Source organism: Streptomyces flaveolus, from assembly GCF_000716535.1.
Classification (GTDB): Bacteria; Actinomycetota; Actinomycetes; order Streptomycetales; family Streptomycetaceae; genus Streptomyces; species Streptomyces flaveolus_A.
Window position 1 is genome coordinate 1 of sequence record NZ_JNWV01000079.1, and the last position, 24,095, is coordinate 24,095.

Here is a 24,095-nt window from a genome sequence, read left to right on the forward strand (position 1 = left end):
CAGCTTCGCGGCTGGGTGGGGCGGCAGTCGCCGGGGTCGCGTCGTCCATGCAGGCCACCGTAGACGACACGGTCTCGCGAACCGGCGGGTAGCACTCGATCACGGGCGTCCAAGGGAGCCCACAGGCGCGCGCCGATCGGCAGGCGCACGCCGCAGGTGCGCTTCGTGGACGCTGCCGGGGCGGAACGTGAGCCAACAGTCCGCACCAGCCTGAGTCTTTACCGACTGCCTGCTGGACCGGCCAGATACTGCTGGACACGACGGCGGGCCGCCGGCAGCGGATTTCCGCCTCCTTGGCCTTGCAAGATCCACGTCCGGGACACGAAGTAGTCGGGCTGGCGGAAGGTGGTAAGCAATCTGCCGTTGGGCTGCAGGCGGTGCTCGGTGAAGCCGTCCAGAGCGCCAGTAGCGACCGGTGTGCGGGCCCACGGATTGTGCAGTACGTGGAAGCCCTCGCTGAAGGTCTCGTGCTCCTCGGGCCCGTAGTCACCGACGACGTAGCCGAAGGGCACGGCCAGGGACGCGTTCGGGTCAGGGTCGTACATGAGGCCGACGCGGGCTATGGCCACGTCTTGCGGGCCGTAGCCCCGTTCGGTTCCCATACGGGCGAACTTCGACACGGTGGCACTGTTGGTGAAGATCACGGCGGCTAGGTGCTCGGCTTCGGGTTGAGCGAACAGGCCGCTTGGGATGGTCTTTTCCTTGTGCCGGTGTTCTGTGACGACCTGGGAGTTCAGCACGAGCGAGCCGTGGCTGTCGCGAGTGGCGACGTCCCGGATCCCGTAGAGGTAGGTCGCCAGGGAGCTGACGGTGTGGATCAGGGAGCTGGGGCTGTGAAAGGACTGCACGGCGAGTACGAAAGGGATGCCGTCGACGTGCGGCTTCTCCCAGTAGGCATGGCCCTTGGCATCGCGGTGTTCGAGTTTGCGGCGCAGGGCTTTGCCGATCTGCATGGTGAACTCCGCTTCCGCCGCCTCCATGTCGTCGGGGATGCGTCGGCGCACTGCTGTGGCGATGTCCACGTCTTCGGCCGTCTCGCCCTGGGGCGGGTTGGTCGTCGTTGCTTCGATGGCGACGGCAGTGTCGCCGCCCACCAGGAAGTCCGGTGCGGGGTGGGTGCGGTCCAGTTCCTTGCCATGTTCGCGCAGGGCGGCATAGAGGGCCAGTTCGAAGACGCGAGCGGAGAAGCCTGCGGTCTGGAACTCACGGACGAAGCTGTGGTCGACGTCGGGATAGCCGGCGAAGGCCTCGTCCATGAGGCGGCGGGCGGCGGCGTAGGCATGGGCTCCGCTGAAGTCGCGGAACTCGCGGCTGGCCTTCTCCGGCGTCATCTTCCGGGCGAGGTCAAACAGGCTTCGCGTCATCATCGGCCTCCAGCGTGCCGGTCAGGTCAGGGTAGGGATGGCAGGTGGCCGTGGGCATCGACCTGTTGGCGGCCCCACCGGGCCAGGACGTTGGCCGGGAAGTACGGAGTTTGGCCAACGCCCGTACGACGTGGGTCACTGCGGCAGGTCTTCCAGCCGGGCGAGCAGGCCGGCGGCGGTGGCGACGGCCGCGATGGCGTCGGCGCGGGTCTGTTGCAGGTCTCGCGTACGGGATCGAGGGCTGCTCGTGCGAGGGCTACGGCGTGCTCGTAGCGCTGGTCGCGGATCGCGGCCTTGGCCTCGCGGATGCGGCGAGCTGCGGTGGCCCGGGTCTCCACGGTGGTGAGGGGGATGAGGACGTCGACGAAAGCGCCGGCGTCGAGCTGGATGAGGGCGTTGCTCCACGTCGCGTGCGGGATGCGGATGATCTCATCGCTTCGGGCGACGGGCCAGTGCTTCGCTTCGGCCAGGGCGGTCAGGGTGAGGGCGGCGCGCAGGGACAGGTCGGCGCCCGCGCGCGTCTTCTCCAGGCCGCGCAGCTGCCGGTCCGTCACAGGTCAGGGCGAGACGGTGGACGTCCCAGCCGGGGGTGAAGGTCACGTTGTGCTGCGCCTGGAGCCCGCCAGCAAGGCAGGTGGTGGCTGAACGGCCGGCTGAGTCCCGCCTGCTGAGAGCCGACCCGCACGCGGACCGCGGCCAGGCCCAGCCGGCGTCGCCTGGATGCGGCGGGAGAAGGCTCCCTCGCGCGCTCTGAGCCTCACGTCGTCCCCGCTCGGGCGGAAGGCCTACGCGGGCACCGGAGTCCAAGCCGTCCACCCCGACCAGTAGCGTGGCAGCCACCCCGGCGACAGACCGGCACGATCATCGCGTCGGCCGGGCTTGGTCAGCCGTGACCTGAAAGCCGCGAAGACCACGCACAGGGCGGCTGCGTCGTCCGGACGGCCATCCTGGTCGAGGTACGTGGTCACGCGCTCGTCGATGCCTCGGCTTACTTGCGGGAGTAGGCAGAGGGCGTGGTGCGGTTACCGGCGACGATGCCGACGACGACCGCACGGTCTGTTGTGGCCCCGTGAGGCCGGTGGGTGGTGGTCCAGGCGACCTCATCGACGCGCAGGTTGCCTTGCGTGTCGTCTTTCGGGGTGAGGTCCAGGACGAGGAGTTGTCCGAACGGGGCGTTGGTGTTGCTGTATTCGGCGGCTTGGGTGAGGTAGCGGCCTTCGAGGTACCGGGGATTGTTGTCGGTGGCGTCCTGTTTGACCTCGGTGAGGTAGCGCAGGGCGCCGAAGTGCGCCATGACGTCGGCCCGGCCCATGCCCATGTCGACGGGTTCGACGAGGACGACGTTGTGCAGGGGCCCTTTCTGGAGCCACTGCTGGAAGTCGCGTTGCAGGTCGGCTTCGACGGGCTTGCGGTCTCCCTCAGGTTTGCGCCGGTAGTCGAAGGGGGCCGGCTCGCCCTTCTTGGTGGGGCCGACCAGGTTGGTGCGGGTCAGGTCAGAGCGGCTTTTGAGGAAGAGGAGAGTCTGCTCGACCAGCACGGAGAAGGTCTGACGGACTTCCCCGGTGAACGCGGGATGGGCGGACAGCTCGGTCACGAGCCGGTCGAGTGTGGGCACGATGAGCGGGTCGGTGGCTTTGAGCCGGGCGACGTCACTGTCGTGAGCGAGGCCCTCCAGTAGGAGGAGCTGCTGGTCATCGACTGTGCTGGCGATGCTCAGGGCTTGGTCTTTGAGCTGGAGGAGCAGGGTGGGGGCGAGGCGTTGCAGGCGGCCAAGGTCTGCTCCGCCGGGGTCGTCGTCATCGCTGCTGTCGTCGGTGGCGTTGGAGGAGGCGGCAGGGCTCGTCTCGCGCTGGGCTGCGGTTTCGATCGCGGTGAGCAGGGCGCTGGCGGTGGCGGTATCGAAGCCGCGGTCGGCGTGCTGGTCTGTTTCCTGGGCGGCGCGGCGCAGTTGTGCCAGGAAGGCCTGCTGGCGCAGGAAGCCGTCTTCGATCGCGGGCTGGACCAGCAGGGCCAGGCCCTGGTCGGTGTCGTCTCCCAGGGGGCAGACGGTGCGGGCAGCGCTGTAGGCGGCGAGGACGGTGTTCAGGGCTTGCCAGGCGTCCATCCAGGCGTCGTCTTGGAGGGCGGTGGCCGCGGCGCGTAGCTGGAGGACGAGGTGGTGCCAGGCGATTTCTGCTGAGCGCCGCGGCTGGAGCCATTCGGGCTGGTGGGAGCGGTGGAGCCAGGCTTGGCGCTGGTCCAGGGTCTCGGTGATCTGGTCGGCGGCGTGGTTGATGGCTGCGGCGTCTGCCCGGCCGAAGGCGAGGATGGCGTCGCAGACTGCTGCGTAGGTGAGGGCGTCGTGGCGGGCTTCCTCGGCCTGGGCGGCGGTCTCGAACTGCCGGCGGGCCTGGACGAGGTGGGTGGTGACGGTGCCGATGTCCGGGGAGGACAGGGCGCGGCGCAGCAGGTCGCAGCCGAGTTCGAACATCGCGTCCACGTCGGTGGCTTCGTCGTGGGTGAGCTGCTGCAGCAGGGTGCGTACCGTGTCGGCGATGGTGTCTTCGTCGGCCCAGCGGTCGAGGGTGAGGCCGAGGAGGCGGGGCAGGCGTTCGAGGAAGTCTTCGGGGCCGTCGGTCGGCACGTCCTCGAGCGTCTGCCACAGTTTGAAGGGGGTGACCGCTTCGGCGACGGCGAGGCGTACGGCGCCTTCGAGGCGGGCGGCGGCAAGGAGTGGTGCGGCCTCGATGCGGTCGGGCAGTCCGTCCAGCAGTGCTGCGGTCAGGGGCTTTCCCAGGGCCTTGGCGGCCGCGGGGCTGTGGAGCAGGGCGTCCATGGATGCGGTGAGGTGCAGGACGCTGTGCTGTGCGGCGAGTCCGGTGGGGAAGGCGGTGGCTGCGGGCTGCCATTGGGTGTCGCTGCGGTTGTAGGCGTCGGCGACGGCTTCGGCGAGGTAGGGGGCGAAGGGACCGGCGGCCACGTCGCCGGCCTGGCTGGCGACGGTGTCGGGGGCGAGGCCAAGGGCAGGGAAGGTGATGGGTTGGCCGTCTGCGGCCAGTTCGGTCAGCCGGTCGGCGAGTTGCGGCACGGCAGCCGTCCTTTCCTGCGTGCTCTCAGGTGCGGTATCACCATAGGGAAGCGCCGGGCTCGGCCTGCCGGAGGCTGTCGGCGGGCAGGGCTGCGCGGGCCAGGTCGAAGTCCGCGGTGGTGATGACTACCTGCAGGTCGCTCTCGGCTGCGACGGTGGCCAGCTCCTTGAAGAGCTTATGGGCGTCGGCGGACTGCATCTCCTCGGACTTGGGGCTGTCGATCAGCAGCAGGCCGGGGTGGGTGGATACGCCGTTTGCCCGGCCGACCCGGAGCAGGGCGATGGCCACGGCGATGCGCAGCCGCAGGCGTGCGCCGGCGCTCTGGTCGCTGAACCATTCCTGCTTGCTGCCGAGAGGGAAGATCTTCAGGCGGGCGCTGCGGTCGATGGACACCGACTTGAGGGAGGGGACCCCGAACAGGGTCGCCAGCTCGGCGGTCTCTTCGTTGACCTCTTTGAACAGCGCCTCGGCGGCCGTCTTGCTGTCCTTCTCCAGCAGAGCAGCGGCAGCTCCCAGGACCTTGATGGCCTTGGCCTCGGTTTCGTCCAGGGCCGGTTCCTCGGGCTCGCGGAACATGCTGAGCGCGCCTTCCAGCCGCAGCACGTTCTCCTGGGCGGCGAGGCGAGCGGGCAGGTCGGCGGCGGACTGGGCACGCCGCAGCTGCTGCTGCGCGCCTTCCAGCCGGCGTGTCAGGCCGTCGACGGTGGTCTCGGCCTGTTCCAGGGCCTGCTTGGCTGCCGCTTCGGCGGCCGTGCTCGTTTCCAGCCGCTGGTGTGCCTCGGCGGTGATCTCCTGCGGGTCTTCGTCGTCTCCGGTCACCTCGCGCGCGCACACCGCGCAGGTGTGGGCGTGCCGCTCCTGCTGGCGGCGCGCGTCGTCGATCTGCTGGTCGCAGCGTGGGCAGCTGGTCGGGTTCAGGCCGTGGAAGAGCAGGCGGGCGGTGGCGCTTTCGGTGACGTCGTTGAGGAGCTTGGTGGCCTGCTGGCGTTCGGTGCGCGCCTGGCGGAAGACACGTACGGCCTCGTCCCAGGCGTCCTGCGCGTCGGCGAGTGCCCGGGCGAGCTGGACCGCGTCGTGGGCGAGGTCGGTCAGGGAAGCGTCCGCGCCGTCCCTGGGCAGCAGGCGTGCCAGTGCGTCGCGGGCCTGGGTGAGTTCGGCTTCCAGGCGTGCGCGTTCGGATGCGCGTTCCGCTGCTTCGGCGGCCGCCACCGCGCGGCGTGCCTTGTCCTCGGCGAGGCGCACGTCGTGCACGGTCTTGACGCGGGTGAGGGCGGCGGCCGCGGGCAGGTCCAGGAAGACCTGCAGCAGACGGCCCGGCAGTCCGTTGGAGGTGACCTCGCCCAGCAGTGCCTTGTCGCCGCCGGCCGGGAGGTAGACCGCCCCGAAGTAGGCGGGCCATCCGTGGGTCTGGGTGCTGGTCTCCTTGAAGCTGTTGACCAGGGGCTGCAGATCCATCCGCCTCAGCATCAGGCCGGCGATCTGCTCCGCGTAGCTGTCGGTGCTGGAGGCCCGCAGCAGGGCGGTGATGCCCCGGTCCGGGGCGGGTCCGCGTACGCCGGCCAGTGCGTCCGGGTCGGGGCCGGTCAGGACGACGGCCGCAGTGATCTCCCCGTCGGTGAGGTCCAGGCGGAACGCCATGGGTTCGCCCGCGACGGTCGCGTCCAGGTCGACGTGGTGCATCCAGCTGCGGACACGGCTTTGCATCTCACTGCGCGGCGTGCCGCGCAGGCTCCAGGTCAGCAGTTCCAGCACCGACGTCTTGCCGCGGAAGTTCGAGGCGACCAGCGCGGTCAGGCCTTCGGAGAAGGACAGTGTCTTGTCGAAGGGGCCCGGCTCGACGTCGCCGGTGCGCTCGCCGGCCACCCGCAGCCGGTGCACCCTGAGCGACCTCGGGCGTGCCGGGGAGATGACCAGCGGCAGCCCGTATGCGGCGAACACGTCTCGGACGTCGTCGACCTTCACGCCCGTCTTGTCCGCGATGCGCGTCTCCAGCAGCGCCTCTTCCTGCACCGTGGTCATGCTCCCCCCGCTCCCTGTGCCTGCATCTGCTGCCGGAAGGCCGCCAGCCGGCGGCGCGCCTGCCCGCTGATCGATCCGATCCGGCGCCCCTTTGGGGTGTCGGCATACTCGCGCGTCAGGTACTGCTGCTTCTTCAGCTCGCTGCCGCTCCTCTCCCCCGCGAGCCGCAGAACGTCCTCGACGCGCTGCACGTAGTAGCCGAAATCCGGTTCCTGGCGGATGATCTCCCGGGCGACGTGGCGGCCGTGCTCCAGCAGGAAGTAGTCGTGCTGGCGCACCCGGTTGACCGTTCCCCGCCGCTTGCGGACCAGCAGCCCGGCGCTGCGCAGCACCGCCAGGGCGTCGTCCAGCCACTCGTAGGCGCCGAAGTGGTGGCGGAGCATCGGATAGCGCCGCACCTCCGGCTCCTCGGAGTCCAGAATGCGGCCGGCGAGGTCCAGCAGTGCTTCCTCGGGCTCGTCCTCGTAGGCCGTCAGCAACTCGTTGGCCAGGTAGTCCGGATTACGCAGCCAGAAGTCCAGCTTCTGCAGCTTGACCTGCGTCCGCATCACACCCACCGCCCGCTCCAGGCCGGACACGGCCTTCTCCACCTCGGTGAGCGGCTCGCACGCCCCGTCGATCAACAGCAGCAGGCGCACCGCGTCCTGCTCCCGGCTGGTCACCGCGACCCCCGGCCCCTGCCCCGCCCCCTCGTGATCCATCACGTCAGAGTAACCACCCGCACACGAGCCTGACCATGGAGTGACGAGACGAATAGGAGTGCACGCATACAGAAGCCCTGGCCCCGTCAGGCAGGTCGGCGCCACGACCGTCCACGCCTGGAGCACTGCGCGCCCGCCACTGTCCGGCGGGCCACCACCTCCCCGTGGTGGCGGGCGGGATGCAAGTCTGCGTGGAGACGGAGCAGGCGCTGCGGTCCGTGGCACCAGGCCACACTCGCGGTCATACATGCGCTGACATCCGTGGCGGCCGCCCGCCGGGTACACGGTGCGGGACCGGGGCGGCGGATCCCGGCCCCGCACCGTGAGATTCGCGGCCAGCCCTACCCAGACGCCCGGTGGCGAGCAGACGGGAGCAGACGGCACCACGCCGGGGGCGCGCTACGGGCATGCGAGTTGACCGTCGAGAGAGTGTGGCGGGACCGGCCCGTGGTCGGACCGGTCCCGTCGGTGCAGGCCCGGCGTCAACCGGTCTGCGGTGTCCCTGGGTTGCTTCGGTTTGCGGCCAGTAGCGTGTCAGGGAGGCCCGAGGTCGGGGCGGTGTGGGGGGGGCGGCCCCCGCCGGCCTACCCGCGCCGCGGCCCCCCCACCGCCCCCGCCCGCGAGCGCGCCTGCGGGGCAGGCGCCCCGCCGAGCCCCGCCGGTTTTTGCGGCCAGTAGCACATCACCCGTGCGGGTCGCCGGCGTCGGAAGCCGTCGGCGGCCCGCCCGTCTGCCAGGGAGGCAGTCCAGCATGTCCACCACCCTCAAGGGCGCCCCCGCGCCCACCCGCGGCCGGCGCCCGTCCCGGGCGCCGGTCACCGCAGCGCAGGCCTTCGGCATCAGCGTCTTCCCCCTCCTTGGCGCAGGTCTGGCCGCTACCGGCATGCCGGTGCGTGACGTGCTCGTCCTCCTCGCCGGGTGCGGGACGATCGGCGCCGCCGTCTACGCCGTCGGCGGGAGCGGCCGTCTGCTGCTGCAGGCCTTCGCGGCGGCGCTGAACGCCGCCGCCCGCCGGTAGGGGGAGGTTAACGACCATGCGTGTGGTCCGAACCGCCCCCGCCGGCTCGCCTGGTGCCGCTCTGGGCTCGATGCTGGAGAACCTGCGGCAGCGGGCCCAGCTCACCTTCGCCGAGCTCGCCGAGCGCACCGCCGCGCTCGGCGATCCGGCCCTGGCCGTCTCGGCCGCCACCCTCAAGCGCGCGGCCGGCGGTCACGCCCTGCCGAAGGAAACCACCGTCGTGGCGTATGTGCGCGGCTGCGGCGCTACCCCGCAGCAGGAGCAGGAGGCGCTTCAGCTGTGGAGACAGGCCCGAGCCAAGGACCGCGGCGTCCTGCGCCAACTCCACGCTCCCGGGGTCGACAACATCCGCACCCGCCAGGACTTCACCGCCGCACTCGCAGCCGTCTACGAGAGCGCCGGGGCACCACCGCTGCGCACCGTCCAGCAGCGTGCCGGCACGGTCCCGCAGCCGAATGGGGTCCACAGCAAGCGTGAGGTGTTCCTGCTTCCCCTCGGAACCCTCTTCCGGATCGTCCACCGGAAGGTCAAGCTCCCCGCCTGGACCCACTGCGAGGCCTTCCTGCGGGGCTGCGGTGTCACCGGCCAGCGCACGCTCGCCCAGTGGCAGAAGGCGTGGCGTCGGGCCTCCACGGGTCCCGTCACGGCGGCTGAAGGCGCGCAGCAGCAGGTGCGAACCAGAGAGCAGCTCCGCCGTTTCATTCAGGCGACCCCGACGGGTGACTCCGCCCTTGACCGCCGGACGCACTACACGTTTACGCCGCTTCTGCGTGATTCCCAGCCGGACATCGCCTTCGATCTCTACCGGGAGCTGATGGGTCCTGCGCGGCGCAACGGCCTCGCATCCGACACCGGGGCCGATGCCATCCTCGTATCCGGCGACGGCTCCGTACAGCTCCTGCAGATCAAGTCCAACGCTGCACGGCCGTCTGGGTCGAACGGGCGTGGGAAGCGGCCTCAGGGAAGGGCTCCCCTTCGTGCGGCGGAGGGGTGGCAGGAACCGCGCAGGGCCCACCGGCCTGGTGGGGGCCAAAGCGGGTGAGGCAGGACCGGTCACCGTCAGGGACCGCTGCGCGTGTCGGTGCGACCGGTCCAGTCGCGCCGTGCTGCCACGCCCACTCGGCTCTGTGAGCGGGCGGGGCGGTGCCTGCCCCAGGACGGCGGGTAAGGCGTCCTCGGCCGTCCAGTCCCCGTCGAAGAGGACAGCGAACAGGCGTACGTGGTTGTCGGGGAGGTGGCCGGAGCGGTGCCGGTGGCGGGTCTTGGCCAGCATCTGGTCCTCTGCCTCCCCGCCATCGACATCAGCCCGCCCAGCGCGTGCGGGCTGGTGGTCGACATGACGCGGGCGGCGACCAGGTCCTCACGAACGGCGGCATCCAGGGAGGAGACGATCACCATGTGCTCGCCGTGACCGTCCGCCCGCCAGGCCAGCGCGGTCTGCGCCGCCAGGTCCAGCGTGGGCACCACTACTGACCTTTGCGGCGTGTTGTCGTTGAGGGCTGACGATGGGTGATCGTTGCGGTATGCCGGTTGTGTGAGATATCCGCAGGGTGGTGGGCTGACGCCTGAACGGCAGGCGTTTCGCGAGCGGATCCGGCTGGAGGCCGCGGAGCGATTCGCTGCTGCTTGAGCAGGAGCTCGCCAAGGGGCCGGTCGCGCACGGCTGGCCGGACCAGACGTGGACGCTGGCGCGGATCAAGACGCTGATCGGGCGCCGGTTCCACAAGAGCATGACGCTGTCGGCGATCGCGAAGATGCTGCACCGGCACGGCTTCAGCCACCAGGTCCCAGCCCGCCGGGCCATCGAGCGCGACGAGCAGGCCGTAGCGGGCTGGGTGAAGGAGACCTGGCCCGCAGGCGGAAGGTCCGTGGCGGCGCTCGAGGCCTGGCTGTGCTTCGAAGACGAAGCCGGCTTCTCGATGACGCCGCCCACCGCACGGACCTGGGCCCGGCGCGGACGCACACCCGTCATCCGGGTGAGGGGACGCTCCCAGCGCCGCTTCTGGGTCGCCGCTCTGGCCTGCTACAAACACGGAGAACGCTCACGGCTGATCTACCGGCCCAAGCGGCATGGCGATCACAAGCGCGGCGGCAGACGCAGTTTCACCTGGACCGACTACCGCGACCTGCTCATCGCCGCGCACCAGCAGCTCGGCGCACCCATTGTGCTCGTGTGGGACAACCTCAACGTCCACAAGGACCGCCGACTACGGCAGTTCATCGACACCCACGACTGGATCACCTGCTACTTCCTGCCGGCCTACGCCCCCGACCTCAACCCCGTCGAGGATACCTGGTCACTGCTGCGGCGCAGCAGCCAGGCCAACACCGCCTTCACCGACCCCGACCACCTCATCCGCACGCTCCGACACGGCCTCCGCCAGATCCAGTACCGCAGCAACCTCATCGACGGCTGCCTCACCGAAACCGGACTCACATTGACGACATCACGGCAACAACGTCAGTAACAGGCTCAGGCCCACCGCCACGTGGTCGAGGCCAAGCTCAACGAGAGCCGCCGGGTGAAGAAGCAGATCAGAGCCCACAACCGCGCCAACTCCTACAGCGACTGGATCGAGTCGATCGTCCTGAGCCGACTGACCGGCGGCTGACACAAGAAGGTCTGATGCTCTACGCCCTCGCTCTGTACGTCCTGCTGGGCGTCGGCCTGGCCGCCTCGGTCTGGTTCCTCGTCCTGCACCATCCCCGGCATCCGTTCCGGATCACCGAGGTCAACTCCTCCGGCTGGGTCATCATCATCGGCCTGATCTACGCCAGGTCGCTCGTGCTGCTCGGAATCCGCGGTGGCGGTGGGGCCACCGGACCCTGGTGGGACTCCGTTCTCTCCCTGGGCCTCCTGACGGCCACCACGGCCCTCCTCCTGGTCCAGTTCCTCTCCTATCTCCGGTACCTGCGGGACCACCCCGAGGACCCGCCCACGGCCCCCTGAGCCGTCCCAAGCCGCCCCCTCCGGTCTCATCCCCCCGCCGGAGGGGGCTTTTTCATGCCCGCCAGACCCCCGAGGAGCCCCCATGAAGCTCGTGACCCGAACCCAGCTCGGATGGCCCGCCTCGGCCGCTCCGACCCAGACCTCCACCAAGGGCGTGAAGGTCCACTACGAGGGGACCGAGGTCTCCACCAAGCTCCTCACGGATCACGCCGCGTGCATCGCGGAGTGGCAGGCCATACGCAAGAGCCACCTGGCCAACCGAAGGAGCACTACGCCGATATCGCGTACAACTACGGCGCCTGCCCGCACGGCTACCTCCTGGAGGGCCGGGGCATCGGCAAGCGCACCGGGGCCAACGGCAACCAGCCCTTGAACGTGGCGCACTACGCCATCGTGGGCCTGGTGGGCTCCTCCGGCCTGACCGAGCCCACGGACGAGATGCTGGGTGCGATCCGGGACGGGATCGAGCTGCTCCGCCAGCACGGCGCTGGGGACGAGATCCTGGGACACCGGGACGGGTACGCGACCGAGTGCCCCGGCGGTCCGCTCTACGCCTGGGTGAAGAAGGGCGCTCCCCGGCCCAAGGGCATCGAGCCGGCCGACCCTCCGGCGAAGCAGTACCAGCCCTTCCCGGGGGCCGCCTGGTTCACGATGGGCCGCAAGAGCCCGATCGTGGCCCGCATGCACGACCGCCTGGTGGCCGTCGGCTGCAACAGATACAAGAGCAGCGCCGACAAGGACGTCATCGGCTCCGGCGACAAGGCGTCCTACGAGGCCTGGCAGCGCAAGCTGGGCTTCACGGGCTCAGCGGCTACATGGCCTCCCGGCCGGACCACGTGGGACCTGTTGAGAGTCCCGGCGTCCTAAAAGCTGGTTCTGCGCGCGAAGTGTGGCACCCACAGTACGTTGGGCTGGACAGTTGGAGGGGGCCATGGGCAGCGACGCCGCGTACTGGGATTGGCGAGACCAGATCTTGAAGGCCGAGGACCGGGCCAGGGGGGGCGAACCCTGCCGCGTGTGCGAGCAGCCGATACCCGCTAAGGCGCACTGGAAGCACCGGGATCGGCACGTCTGCTCGCCGCGTTGCAACCTGACCTTGAACCGGCGGCTGAACCGGCGCATCGAGCGCGGCGAGATCGAGAGGCCACCCGTGTTCACGCCTGACCCCCAGCCACCCCGGGAACCGAGAGTCTTCCGCACCCTGGCCGCGAACGCTCCTTTCCCGTACGAGATCCAGGGCTACTCTCCGAAGCCGGGTGACCTTGTTGAACGCCACGGCTCGGTCACTGTCGTCCAACGGGCCGTAGATCTTCCACAGCACGTCATCCCCTGGCAGGTCCTCCCTGGCGAGAACGGACACTGGGATCTCGACCGTGTCGCCGTCTCCATCCACGTGGCCACTGGTTCAGCTTTTTACTACGTGACGGACACCTCTTGGACCCCCACCTCTCTGATCCTTGGGTCTTTCCTGGGCCTGAAACACCTTGGGGCCTTCGACTCCTTCGAGGCCGAAGGCGAGAGGTGGCAGTGGTATACCGAGATCATCCGCGACGTTGACACTGAAGGAAACGAGTTCACCTGGAACGCGTATGTGTGCGGCAAACAGTCCATACCTCGTCTGTGGACACCAGCCTACGTCGCCCGGTCACAACGCCTGAAGCGCGAATCCAGCGCCGCAGGTAGCTACGCGGCCCGCATGCGCAAGCTAGGTCTTGAAGGCAAGATTGAGCGGTTGGACCCGCAGGAGATCTACAAGCGTGACGGATGGGTCTGCCGAATCTGTCTGTCGCCTGTGGACCGAGGCCGGCCGTGGCCCGACATGTGGTCCCCTACTTTGGATCACAAGATCCCGCTCACCGCAGGCGGTGAGCACACGAGAGAGAACGTCCAGTTGAGTCACTGGATTTGCAACCTCCACAAGGGCGACCGATTCCTGATCGAGCCTTGAGAGACAGCAGAGCGCCCCCGAACTCCCTCGGGAGATCGGGGGCGCTTTGGTGCGTCTAGCTGCGGTTCCGCTGCTCCAGCTCTTCGACGTAGTTGTCCGCCGCGTTGCTGCCCTGCTTGCCGGGCGAGAGCTTCAGGATCGCCTTGTCCTTCTCGGGGTTACCGCTGAGGTACGCCTCGGTCAGGACGTACGGCAGTCCGTCCACGCGGAACCGAATGCTGCCGTCGGGATAGGCGCTGACCCGCACCTTTCGCCCGTCAGGCAGCTCGATGGGCTCGGCAACGAAGTGCGCCTTGAGGGGCTGATCAGCCATACAGACCTCCGGGTCATACAGGCTCGAATGAGAGCGGTCAGCGTACGCCAACTCCCCGGACTCCGGGACGGATCAGCCGGAAAGCGGGATGTCGAACTCCACCACGGTCGTGTCGCCCCGGCGGACGATCGGGAAGGCGACCTACACGACCCGGCCGTCACGGGCGATGTGACGCCTCGTGTACCTGAGCACGGGCACGCCGGAGCCGATCTTCAGGGTCTTGGCCTCGTGCTCTGTCGGCCTGCCGCAGGTGAAGGCCTCCTTGATCAGGGTGACCCGGATCCCCAGGGTGGCCATCTGGGCCACCGTGCCGCCCGGCCAGGGCTCGTGGATCGGGTCCGCCACCGGGGTTCCCTCCACGTCGCTCCAGCGCACGTACGAGGTGCTCATCTGGTGGGGATGGTCGTTGTCGAAGAAGACGAAGTGGCGGGCCAGCAGCGGCTCCCCCACCTCGCACTCGAAGAGGGATGCCAGCTCCGGTGTGGCCTCCACGCGCTCGAACTTCTTGTCGAGGCGGTACTCGCTCCAGCCAATCTGGTGGTCCCGGGTGAACGGAGTCGAGGGGACGCCCAGCTTGTCGCGGTACCGGTCTGAGGTCAGCCGGTGGATCGGGGGCCTCTCCCGAACCCGGGTTCCGGCGCGAGCCCTTGTCTCGATCAACCCCTCGTTGCGGAGGAGCGCGAGAGCGTTGCGGATGGTCGTCTCGGACACCTCGTACGCCTCGGCGAGAGCCGGGAGCGTCGGGATCTGATCACCGATCCGGTACTCCCCTGAGTTGATGCGATTCCGCAGGTCGGCAGCGATGCGCAGGTACCCCGGCTGTTCCATGCCCCACCACCGTTTCGAGTGATCGCCACCATTCTGCGCACACATATTGCCCGTCGGAGCTTGGTGCGCCGGTGGGTCGGCACTCGGTTAGAGCACCCGGACGCGCCTCAGGTCGCCAACGAGGCAGTTCCGGCCGCAGAACGTCAACGAGCCCGAACAGCATGGCAACCCTTGCGAGGCCGACGGCGCCCGCGGCCGGCCAGAATGGGTGACGCGCCCAGAACCACTGGACGAGCGCCGTTCCGATGAATGGCGCAACGGACAGGTGAGGCTCGTCGAGGGCGGCGAGCACAGCGTATCCCAGGCCGCTGACCGCCCAGCAGGCCGCGGCCACAAGCGTCGCCTTGCTCCAGGAAACGGACCGGTTCGCTGTGGCCGCCGCTCATGAACGGCCCGGTCCCGACGGCGTTCCCGCCGCCGGGCGACGAAGGCAGCCAGGATCGAGCCGACTATGAGCGGCCAGGCGACCCAGCGGGTCATCTCCGCCACCCGGCCCGGCTCCCGGCCACCCATCAGGGTCACCGTTTCAACGGCGATGGAGATTCCCAGCAGGACAAAGCCCAGCCCCCCCCACAGGGACCACCCACACAGGCCCCTGGATCGGCTCCGGTGGCCGGGGCGGCCGGAGCACGGCCCAGCATCCCAGCCCCGTGCACCCCAGCCCCACGGCCACCATGAACACGTCCACGGCCCTGTCGAACACGTCGGTCACTGTTCCCCGCCTCGCCATCTCACTTCCCGTGGCCCAAGAGTCAGGGGCGCCACGCCAGCATCATGACCGTCCGAGCGCGCCCTCCTCATCTGCCGGGTACGGCAGACGGCCTGCGCGCTGCTTTCCGGCATCCGGCAATGTTGGAGATTTGGCGTCGCTTCTCATGAACATCCACGAGTCTGAAGATCACCGACTGTCTGGCCGAACGGGGAGACAGTCGCTGCTGCGTGAAGTGAACGAAGCCATGGGCCAGTCCGGTATCCCCCCGCCGGAGGCCGAAACCATGCTCCGACGACGCCCGGGGGCGACGGCCGTGAGGCGCCCCGGCGCAGGCCACGACCTACATCTGTAGCGCCCCGACGTTCCCACGGCGGACTGCGCGCCGCCGTGACCAAGCGCGATGAGGTCTGTATGCCGTGGCCGCGGCTATGGCGCTCGGCTGGTTCGTGAGGAACTGAGACTCTCCGGCACCGGGGCCACTCTGACCAGGCTCGGCACGGTGACCGGATGGGGCATCGTCTTGGCGATCTGGCTGGGCGCCACCTGTGTCCGTCGCCCAGAACTTTGGCCGAGGGGCGTGCACAAGGACAGCTGCTTCCCGGTCAACGGCTGTACCGGAGAAGCCTTGAGCATCCAGCTCGGCACTCGAGAAGCGCCGCACAGTGTTCAGCGCTGCGGATTGCCCATCTCCGCGGCGAAAAGGACCGGGTCGCTGTCGAAGCCCCGGATCGTCTCACGCATCTCCCACGCTCCCGAGGAGTCCCGGGTGAACTCGGCCACCGTCGCGGCCGTGGCATCGGCGACGCGGGCGAAGTCGTCGGCGACCAACTGTCGGTAGCCGTGGACAACGACCACACCGGCGTTTGAGATGTTCCTGAACGATCAGGACCGGCAGACACTGGGGGTCGTCCCCCAGCGCGGACATCACCAGATTGACGTCATCGTGACGGTGAAGATGACGCTGGAACACGAACGCCCCCATTGCAGCAGCAGACCCCGGCCCTGGCTCCCCGAACGCAGGCGGAGCGCAGTACTTTCATCCTGCACCAGGGCTCGGACATCCGGCCCCCAATCTGGCGAGTTTCCCAACTTGCTGCCATACAGAAGACATTGCTCCCTGCAGGGCCTGCGGCATGCGGTGGCCAGCGCCTTCAATAGATCCGCTCAGGACAGGGAGGACGGCCTGCGGGGCGCGGGCAGCGCAGGCAGTGCGGGACGGCGGAAGCAGGGCCAACTCAGCGGGACGGAGCGCAGCAGGCCGGCACCAGCACGGCGGCCGCGGGGTGCGGGGCCGCCGGGCGGCCGGGCAGCGGTGCGAAGGGCGGAGGGGCACGGACGCAGGCGGCACGGCACGGGCGTCGCGGGACGGCGCGGAGGCGTCGGGAGTACGGCGGCGGACGGCGGGGCGGCCGGGCAACGGCCGGCCTGCGGGTATGGCACCGCACGGCCGCAGGGCGCAGCGGAAGCGGGGTCGGGGCCCGCGCGAGCCTCGACCGGCAGCAGGGGCGCGCGGCCGGGAGGCCGCTGCGGGCACGGCGCGGCCCAGGGATCCGGTCCGATGCGCAGAGGGCCGGACGGCGGGCGGCGGTGGCCGCCGGACCTGCCTCGGGCCAGCACAGCCGGGACTGCTGGCCCCGTGATCGCCGCCGGTGACCCGAGCGGAACATGGAACACGAACACGGCGTCGCCGAACTCGCCGAGACCCACCAGGCGGGCGCGCTGCCCGCCGACACGTCGGGCGTCGCCGGTTCCAGCCGGGCAGTCAGCGGCCCTACACCTCGCCCGTGGGGTCGCTGTCCTTCGACTCGGCGGACCAACGACTCCTGGACGGGACCCGCTCCACATCGGTCTTCCGGGTGAGTGCGCAGATGTCGCGGTAGACAGCGCTCACGAGAGTTCCGGTCCTCGTGATGTCCAGGGCCCCGACCTCCGAGGGCAGGTGCAGGCGCGTGGGAACCCGCTTATTAAGATCCCAGACGCAGATCGTGCTGTCAGTTCCTCCGGTGACCGCAACGGGCCGGCCGTCCAGCTCGGCGCACGCCACGGCTACCACCCAACTGTCGTGCCCTTCGAGGAAAACGTCACCGAGTTGCCGGCGGGCGGTCAGGTCCCACAGGCCGACGGTGCCGTCGTCTCCGCCGGTGATGGCGATGGGCCGACCCTCCAAGTAGGTACATGCCACCGCGTACACCGGGCCGGAGTGCCCCCTGAGGGGCGCGCCGACAGGCCGGCGGGTGGTCAGGTCCCAGACGCGCACGGTGTGATCATTCCCCCCGGTGACGGCGATGGGCCTGCCCTCCAGCTCGATACAGGCCAACGCCTGAACCGGACCGTCGTGCCCTCGGAGAGGGGCGCCGACAGGCCGACGGCTGGTCAGGTCCCACACGCGCACGGTGCCGTCGTTTCCGCTTGTGACGCCAACGACCCGGCCGTCCACCTCGATACTGTCCACCCGTTGCACCGAGCCGTCGTGGCCAGTGAGGGGCGCGCCGATGGACCGGCCGATCGCCAGGTCCCACATGCGGACGGTCCCGTCGTCTCCGCCGGTGACGGCGACGGGCCGCCCGTCCAGCTCGGCGCACACCGCGGCGTTCACCTGGCCCTCGTGGCCCGCGAGGACGTCGATGAGCCGCCCTGCGGTCAGGTCCCAGGTGCGAACCGGCCCGTCCTCTCCGCCGGTGACGGCGACGGTCCGGCTATTCAGCTCGGCGCACGCCACTGCTATCACCCGGCCGTCATGTCCACTGAGGGGCGCGCCCATGGGCCGGCCCGCGGTCAGTTCCCACGTACGGAGCGCGCTGTCGGCCGCGCAGGTGACCGCAATTGCCCGATCGCCCACCCGGGCGCAGTCCACCGCGTATACCGTGCCGCCGTGACCGCTGAAGGGGGCGCCGATGGACCGACCCGTACTCAGGTCCCACATGCGGGCTGTGCAGTCGCGCCCCCCAGTAAGGGCGACGACCTTGCCGTCCACCCAGGTACAGTCCACCGTGCATACGGGGCCGTCATGACCGCGGAAAGGGGCGCCGATGGACTGGCCGGTGGCCAGATCCCACACACGGGCAGTCCCGTCTCGTCCACCGGTGACGGCGACGGCCCGACCGTTCAGTTCTGTGCACGCCACCGCCAGAACCGCTCCCTCGTGGCCCTTGAGCGGGGCGCTGAGCGGCCGCCCGGCGGTCAGGTCCCACCTGCGGACGGTGCCGTCGAATCCTCCGGTGACGGCGACGAGTCGCCCTCCCAGTTCGGCGCACGCCACCGCTCGAACGCCGCTTTCTCGGCTGACGACGGGGGTACCCACGGGCCGGCCGGTGGCCAGGTCCCACATGTCGACAGTGCCTGTGAAGCCGCCTGTGACGGCGATGGGCCGCCCCTCCAGTTCAGTGCACACCGCCGCCGTCGCCAAGCCGACGTGGAAGACGCCAAGGGGCAGGCGGGTGGCGAGATCCCAGACCCGGAGATCACCGTCGCTCCCGCAGGTCACGGCGAGGGGTCGGCCTTCCAGCTCGGTACACGCCACCGTCAGCACCAGTTGGCTGTGTCCGGCCAGGGGGGCGCCGACGGGGCGGCTGGTGATCAGGTCCCAGATGCGGACCGTCCCGTCTTTCTCACCAGTGACGGCGATGGGCCGTCCCTCCAGTTCGGCACACGCCACCGTCCTCGCGGAGCCGGTCATGGTGTTCCGCAGTGCCGGCGAGACGTCGGAGCCCGTCGCGAAGAACGGCATCCAGGACGAAGGGGGCAGGGCGGCGTTGAGGGCGCGGCGAATGGTCCCGGAGTTGTAGCGAGTGGCATCGATGGCGAGGATCTGTCTGCGGTCGGCCGGGGGAAGAAGGCGATGGCGGCCGAGAGAGGCACGGTAGACGGCGGCGTGCAGGCAGGCGTCGTCCGTGCTCGTCAGATGGAGATGGCGGGCGAGTTCGTCAGGGGCGGCGTGGACGAGGTACTCGGTGTCGGTGACGTTCTCGTCGAGACGGCCACCGAGGGCGGCGTGGGTGGCCAGGTGGCGGAGGGAGTACGGGTGGGCATGGGCCCAGTCCGGGGTGGTGTCGACGCGGTAGGGGACCTGGCCGCGCAGCACGGTGGCGATGGCCGAGTGGACCTGGATCAGGTCCTGATCGTGGCGCAGGTATTCGGCCATCGCCTCGTGGTACAGGCGGTAGACCGAGCGGCCGTCCTCGGTGGCCTCGACGACGTAGGCACCGGCGGCGCCGCGGAGCCAGTGCAGGTCGTCGTTTGTGTAGGGGCGGCCGGAGACGGCGGTGGCGATGGGAGCCCAGAGGTCTTCCCAGGGCAGGCCCTGGCCCAGGGCGAAGGCGAGTGGGCGGAGCAGGTCGGTGGCGCGCTGTGCCTGGTCGCGGAGGCGCTGGGTGAGGTCGTCGTGGATGGCTTGGCTGGGCAGACGGGGCAGGGAGCGGCGCCAGGCCGGGTCGGCGGGGTCGGGTAGTTGGGGGCCGGCAGCGAGGGTGCCGGCAACGATCCGGGCCACGAGGAAGGAGCGGCCGGCGGCGCGGGCCACCTGCCGGGCGATCGCCCGTAGCTGCCCGCGGGGGCAATGGAGGTAAGGGGATTCGGCAGCGGCCTCGAGGAGGTTGCGGACGGTGTAGGCCAGGACGGCTTCGGGGTCGGCGTAGGTGTCGGCGTCCAGGTCGATGTGTTCCTCACGGCGCAGACCGAGGCAGGACAACAGGTGGGGACGAGTGCCGAGCAGCAGCCGGATGCGGGAGCTGCCGTGGTCGATCAGCGGCCGCAGAACATGACCGCACAGGGTGTCGGGTGTCTCGGCCTCGTCGAGGGCGTCGACGAGTACCGTCAGCGGGCGTCGACCGGTCCGGGTCCGGTCTGGCAGACCGTTGATCAGGTCGGCGACGCTCGTGGCGGTGATTCGCCCGGCCGCGGCGATGCCCTGCAGGACCTGCTGATCGGTGAGGTTCTGCGCGTAGATGGCGGCGTCGAGCGATCCGACGCCGGGGAGGGAGCGGTTGCCGAACCCAAGGGCGTCGAGCGGTACGGTGCGCCGGTATTCCGAATGGGCCAGGGTGGTGATCAGCCCTAGAACGGCGGTCTTGCCCGAACCTGGACCGGCGGTGACCGCCAGGGCGGACCGGTCGGGTGGTAAGTCGGTGAGCCAGCGTGTGATGTCCTCCAGTGCGCGGTGACGGCCGGAAAACCACCAGCCGGCCCGGGCCGGGTCGCTGTGGCCCATGGCGCGGCGCAGCAGCCGCGTGCGGTATTCGACCTCGCGGCGGTCTGCCTGGGCCTGCCAGGCGGTGGTCTGCTGCAGGGCCAGGTCGATGTGGGTCAGGCGCGAGTCGTGCCGGGGATTGGGGAAGAACGGCGGCATCGCGCCGGTCAGCCCGATGATCTCGGCGCTGGTGGTCTGATGGCCGGGCCGCTTGGGATGGGCTTTCATCTCGGCCACCAGAGCGTCCAGAGCCAGTTCCCGCGGTCCCTGTCCGGCGGTGGCCAGACTGGCGACGGCCTCGCCGAGCAGGTAGGGGAACGCGCCGGTCTCGGCGAGCTCGTTGGGCTGTGCCGACGTGAGCAGGGCCAGTCCCGTTCCTGTCTCCTCGCCCCATCGGCCCTTCAGGCCTGCGACCGCGGCCAGCAGTTCGTTGCCGCCCTGTCCCGAGAAGCAGGTGTCCAGCATCAGCAGCAGGCGGCGTACCCGGGTGCCGCGGAGCATCTTGCGGGCCAGTGTAAGGGTGGGTAGGGCGTCATCGATGTCCTCCGGATCGGTGTCGGCTGTCAGCAGCACGTGCTCACCGTCCTCCAGAACCTCGCCGTGCGCGGCGACGTACACTGCCAGGACATCGTCGGGCCGGCGGTCCGAAGCCCTGCAGAAGGTGCGCAGTCCGTCGGTGAGCTGTGCAGCGGTGGGGTTCAGGCCGAGGTCAGAGACGTGCTGATAGCCCAACTGCCGGGTGAACAGGTCGATAATCCGCTGACGAGCCTCGGTCAGCCGGGGTCGGTCCCAGCCGAGCGCCTGGGCCTTGGGGTAGTGGCTAACCGCCGTGGCGATCAGATAGCGGCGCGGCGCGGACGAGTTCATGCCAAGCCCTTGGCCACGGCCGCACCGGTCAGGCGGTCGGTCAGGTAGGCCGTGGCGTCATGGGCGTGGGGGCCGTTGTGTACGACCGCACCCTGCACGTCCTCGCCGAAGTACGGCCGCAGATCCTTCACCGCGGCCACCGCATCCCCATCGTCGGCCACGTTCGTCCAGCACAGACTGTCTGGCCCGGGCCAGAGACCATGAGGTGAGGGGGAGGGCTCCAGTTTATCAAAGATCATCCGCATGCCCAGCGGTGAGCCCAGCGTCACCAGCGCCCGCACGCCGTGTCCGGGAAGCGCGCACAACGCCTCGTAGGCGACCACCGAACCGAGCGAATGGGCGATGACCACCCGGGTGTCGGTGGTGATGGCCACCTGGACCCGCCGGCGCGCCTGGACGCGCAGCTCAGGATCGGCAAGATAGCGGTGGACCTGCTTCAGGTCGAACACCAGGGCGCGTAACGCGATCCGGGAGAAGAACCGGGACCGGGACAGCGCACGCAGCGCGGTCTGCGCGGCCCGGGGTGAGCGAACCAGGGTGTCACCGCCCGGCGGCGCCACCCCTGCATCGCTGTCCGCGGCGCTTCGCCACCAGGCCAGCAACAGCTCCAGCTCGAACCCGTCTTGGACGTCGGCCGCGGTGTACGCCGGATCCCCCACCGCCAGCATATGTCCCGACGGCCGGAAGAGATCCCCGTAGAACGCCATGGCAAGGCCGTCCTCGTCCAGCGCCCCGGAACCGGTCCCGGTGACGGCCTCGGCTCGCCGGAGACCGTCGGCCAACGCGGGCCCCCACTGCGAGCGCAGCAATTCCTGCCCCAGTAGTTGCTTGCCGACTCCATGCACCCCGACGACCCGTGCCATCCCCCGCCCCCAAGCCTGCGTGCGACGCACAGCCACCTTAAGGGCTCGCAGCACCTCGTGCACCACCGTGCGCAGGTCCCCCTACGCGGCATCGGCGAAGTGGGACGACTGCATGGTTTTGTTGACGGGATCCGGCTCTGGCACGACTTCCGTGAAGCGGTCACGATGAGTGATCAGCGGGTGTTGCGAGTGCTTCGAGTATCTGCCGCACTTCCTGGCGCCACTGGTCGGCGTCGGCGCTGTCCACCCAGCCGGTTGCCACTTCCGATCCGTCCTGAAGAACCCGGTCCAGTGCGCGTCTCACCGACGCGCGAAGCGAGGCCGGCAGTTCGGGCAGCGGTTCCCTGGGGCTGTCATCGGGGTCGATCACGATGGGGCTGTCCGGGAGGGTGCTGGCGACCAGAGCGCCGGCGGCAACGGCTTCGACCCCGGCTCCGCCATCGACGCGTTCTCCCGAGGCGGTGACTCGCTGGAATGCCCGCTCCAGCACGTCGATGACCTGCTGGTGGGTGAGTCCCTCAAGTTCATCGACGAAGTCTGCGGCGAGGTCACTGTCGAACGGGCCGGTCCCCCACGTTCCCATGCATCGCTCCCTGATACGGCTGTCTCGGACGAACCGAGCGAACCCCAAACACACCAGCGCACAACACCGCCCCACCCTCCACCCACCCCAGAACCCAATGCCTTTCGCACAGCTGGCCAGCGACTGATCCTCGTCTTCGTGCACCACTGGCCCGCACCGCCACCCTCGCCCTGAGTAATCGGAGGGCGTTCAACCACCCCTGAAGCCCGGACGCAAGCAACCCCTCACATCACGGTTGCTGGGGGGACTGTAAATCGTTCGGTGTAACTCCCGATCATGGAGGATGCATCGATGACCAGTGAGATCGTGGCCGAGCAGGACGCTGTCGAGTCGGCAGTGGCTGCATCGGCGAAGGCCGTGGACGACCAGCTGATCGACGAGCTGGTGAGCCGCGCCCAGGCCGAGGGCCTGCAGTTGACCGGCGAGGGCGGGCTGTTGCAGCAGCTGACCAAGCGGCTGCCGGAGTCCGCGCTTGAGGGCGAGATCACCGACCACCTCGGCTATGACAAGCACGATCCGGCGGGCAAGAACGGCGGCAACTCCCGTAACGGCAAACGCTCCAAGACCGTGCTGACCGAGGTCGGGCCGGTGGAGATAGCCGTGCCCCGCGACCGGGACGGCTCGTTCGAGCCGAAGATCGTCAAAAAGCGGCAGAAGCGCCTGACCGGCGTTGACGAGATGGTGATTTCGCTGGCCGCGAAGGGTCTGACCACCGGCGAGGTCCAGGCCCATCTGGCGGAGGTCTACGGAGCCGACGTCTCCCGCCAGACCATCTCCACCATCACCGACAAGGTCCTCGAGGGCATGGCCGAATGGCAGAGCCGCCCTCTCGACCCCGTCTATCCGGTGGTCTTCATCGACGCCATCCACGTGAAGATTCGCGACGGCGCGGTGGCCAACCGGCCCGTCTATGTGGCCCTGGCCGTCACTGTCGAGGGCCGGCGCGAGATTCTGGGCCTGTGGGCCGGCGACGGCGGCGAGGGCGCCAAGCACTGGCTGCACATCCTCACCGAGATCAAGAACGCGGCGTGAGCGACGTGCTGATGCTGGTCTGCGACGGGCTCAAGGGCCTGCCCGAGGCGGTGGAGACGGTCTGGCCTCGCACCATCGTGCAGACCTGCGTGGTCCACCTGCTGCGGAACTCCTTCCGCTATGCCGCCCGCCAGGACTGGGACAAGATCGCCCGTCTCCTCAAGCCCGTCTACACCGCCCCCACCGAAGAGGCCGCCCTGGACCGGCTCGCCGAGTTCGCCGACGCCTGGGGCCGGAAGTATCCGGCGATCGTGAAGCTGTGGGAGAACGCCTGGGAGGAGTTCACCCCGTTCCTGCGGTTCGACACCGAGATCCGCCGGATCGTCTGCACTACCAACGCGATCGAGTCGGTCAACGCCCGTATCCGCAGGGCGGTCAAGGCCCGCGGCCACTTCCCCAACGAGCAGGCCGCCCTGAAGTGCATCTATATGGCGATCATGTCCCTCGACCCCACCGGCAAGGGACAGGCCCGCTGGACCATGCGCTGGAAGACCGCACTGAACGCCTTCGATATCACGTTCGACGGCCGCCTCTCTGCAGCCCGCCAGTAACCCCAACTACCCCAGTTACACCGCTCGTTTGGGTCTGTTCCGTAGTCGGTGGTGACGGTGAGTCCTCGCCCGTGATCATTGAGCGTGCTTGAT

17 protein-coding genes and 3 pseudogenes are annotated in these 24,095 nt (G+C 69.4%); 8 read left to right on the forward strand and 12 right to left on the reverse strand.

Annotation, left to right across the window (positions count from 1 at the left end; all coding sequences use genetic code 11):
• Positions 1–218 precede the first annotated feature (218 nt).
• From OO52_RS44385 to OO52_RS44410, 5 genes are all read right to left on the reverse strand, one after another.
• Positions 219–1,367, reverse strand: a complete 1,149-nt coding sequence (locus OO52_RS44385) for a hypothetical protein (RefSeq protein ID WP_158712659.1) — start codon at positions 1,365–1,367, stop codon at positions 219–221.
• A 23-nt stretch (positions 1,368–1,390) separates the two neighbouring features.
• Complete coding sequence (locus OO52_RS44390) at positions 1,391–1,918, reverse strand: hypothetical protein (protein ID WP_037671439.1); 528 nt, start codon at positions 1,916–1,918, stop codon at positions 1,391–1,393.
• A 434-nt stretch (positions 1,919–2,352) separates the two neighbouring features.
• Positions 2,353–4,431, reverse strand: a complete 2,079-nt coding sequence (locus OO52_RS44395; protein ID WP_030940607.1) for a hypothetical protein — start codon at positions 4,429–4,431, stop codon at positions 2,353–2,355.
• A 37-nt stretch (positions 4,432–4,468) separates the two neighbouring features.
• On the reverse strand, positions 4,469–6,451 hold the full coding sequence (locus OO52_RS44400) for a hypothetical protein (RefSeq protein ID WP_030940609.1): 1,983 nt from the start codon (positions 6,449–6,451) through the stop codon (positions 4,469–4,471).
• On the reverse strand, positions 6,448–7,152 hold the full coding sequence (locus tag OO52_RS44410) for a hypothetical protein (protein WP_037671446.1): 705 nt from the start codon (positions 7,150–7,152) through the stop codon (positions 6,448–6,450). The genes OO52_RS44400 and OO52_RS44410 overlap by 4 nt, the downstream gene beginning before the upstream one ends.
• 751 nt (positions 7,153–7,903) lie before the next feature.
• Between OO52_RS44410 and OO52_RS50530 the strand changes: the two genes are divergently transcribed.
• Positions 7,904–8,170: a hypothetical protein gene (locus tag OO52_RS50530; RefSeq protein ID WP_030940613.1), complete on the forward strand. Its 267-nt coding sequence runs from the start codon at positions 7,904–7,906 to the stop codon at positions 8,168–8,170.
• 16 nt (positions 8,171–8,186) lie between these two features.
• Positions 8,187–9,212 carry a helix-turn-helix domain-containing protein gene (locus OO52_RS46395; protein WP_078877520.1) on the forward strand — a complete coding sequence of 342 codons (1,026 nt, stop codon included), beginning with the start codon at positions 8,187–8,189 and terminating at the stop codon, positions 9,210–9,212.
• Positions 9,213–9,229: 17 nt separating this feature from the next.
• Here the strand turns inward: OO52_RS46395 and OO52_RS54440 are convergent, their stop codons facing one another.
• Positions 9,230–9,634 carry a hypothetical protein gene (locus tag OO52_RS54440; RefSeq protein ID WP_324608329.1) on the reverse strand — a complete coding sequence of 135 codons (405 nt, stop codon included), beginning with the start codon at positions 9,632–9,634 and terminating at the stop codon, positions 9,230–9,232.
• Between the two features lie 70 nt (positions 9,635–9,704).
• Between OO52_RS54440 and OO52_RS44430 the strand changes: the two are divergent.
• The 5 genes and pseudogenes from OO52_RS44430 to OO52_RS46400 all read left to right on the forward strand — a co-directional run bounded on the left by OO52_RS44430 (position 9,705) and on the right by OO52_RS46400 (position 13,068).
• Positions 9,705–10,638 (forward strand): annotated as a pseudogene (locus OO52_RS44430) (IS630 family transposase).
• Between the two features lie 21 nt (positions 10,639–10,659).
• Positions 10,660–10,782, forward strand: a complete 123-nt coding sequence (locus OO52_RS54135; RefSeq protein WP_267885041.1) for a hypothetical protein — start codon at positions 10,660–10,662, stop codon at positions 10,780–10,782.
• Between the two features lie 14 nt (positions 10,783–10,796).
• Entirely contained in the window at positions 10,797–11,120 is a 324-nt protein-coding gene (locus OO52_RS44435) for a hypothetical protein (RefSeq protein ID WP_030940621.1), read from the forward strand.
• 225 nt (positions 11,121–11,345) lie between these two features.
• A complete protein-coding gene (locus OO52_RS44440; protein WP_234339979.1) occupies positions 11,346–11,987 on the forward strand; it encodes a peptidoglycan-binding protein in 642 nt (213 codons plus the stop codon).
• 64 nt (positions 11,988–12,051) lie between these two features.
• Positions 12,052–13,068, forward strand: a complete 1,017-nt coding sequence (locus tag OO52_RS46400) for an HNH endonuclease (protein ID WP_051847979.1) — start codon at positions 12,052–12,054, stop codon at positions 13,066–13,068.
• Positions 13,069–13,123: 55 nt separating this feature from the next.
• Here OO52_RS46400 and OO52_RS44450 read toward each other — a convergent pair whose 3' ends face one another.
• The 6 genes and pseudogenes from OO52_RS44450 to OO52_RS44475 form a co-directional block, all read right to left on the reverse strand.
• On the reverse strand, positions 13,124–13,381 hold the full coding sequence (locus OO52_RS44450; RefSeq protein WP_030940623.1) for a hypothetical protein: 258 nt from the start codon (positions 13,379–13,381) through the stop codon (positions 13,124–13,126).
• A 141-nt stretch (positions 13,382–13,522) separates the two neighbouring features.
• A complete protein-coding gene (locus OO52_RS44455) occupies positions 13,523–14,209 on the reverse strand; it encodes a GntR family transcriptional regulator (RefSeq protein WP_234339980.1) in 687 nt (228 codons plus the stop codon).
• Positions 14,210–15,587: 1,378 nt separating this feature from the next.
• Positions 15,588–15,803, reverse strand: a pseudogene (locus tag OO52_RS44460) (TerD family protein); the annotation flags it as partial.
• 889 nt (positions 15,804–16,692) lie between these two features.
• Entirely contained in the window at positions 16,693–20,973 is a 4,281-nt protein-coding gene (locus tag OO52_RS44465) for a caspase family protein (RefSeq protein WP_063738857.1), read from the reverse strand.
• Positions 20,970–21,836, reverse strand: coding sequence for a hypothetical protein (locus OO52_RS44470; protein WP_030940639.1), 867 nt, complete (start codon positions 21,834–21,836; stop codon positions 20,970–20,972). The genes OO52_RS44465 and OO52_RS44470 overlap by 4 nt, the downstream gene beginning before the upstream one ends.
• Positions 21,837–21,996: 160 nt before the next feature.
• Complete coding sequence (locus OO52_RS44475) at positions 21,997–22,419, reverse strand: DUF4259 domain-containing protein (RefSeq protein ID WP_030940641.1); 423 nt, start codon at positions 22,417–22,419, stop codon at positions 21,997–21,999.
• A gap of 303 nt (positions 22,420–22,722) precedes the next feature.
• Here OO52_RS44475 and OO52_RS44480 point away from each other — a divergent pair.
• Positions 22,723–24,002: pseudogene (locus OO52_RS44480) on the forward strand (IS256 family transposase).
• Positions 24,003–24,095 lie beyond the last annotated feature (93 nt).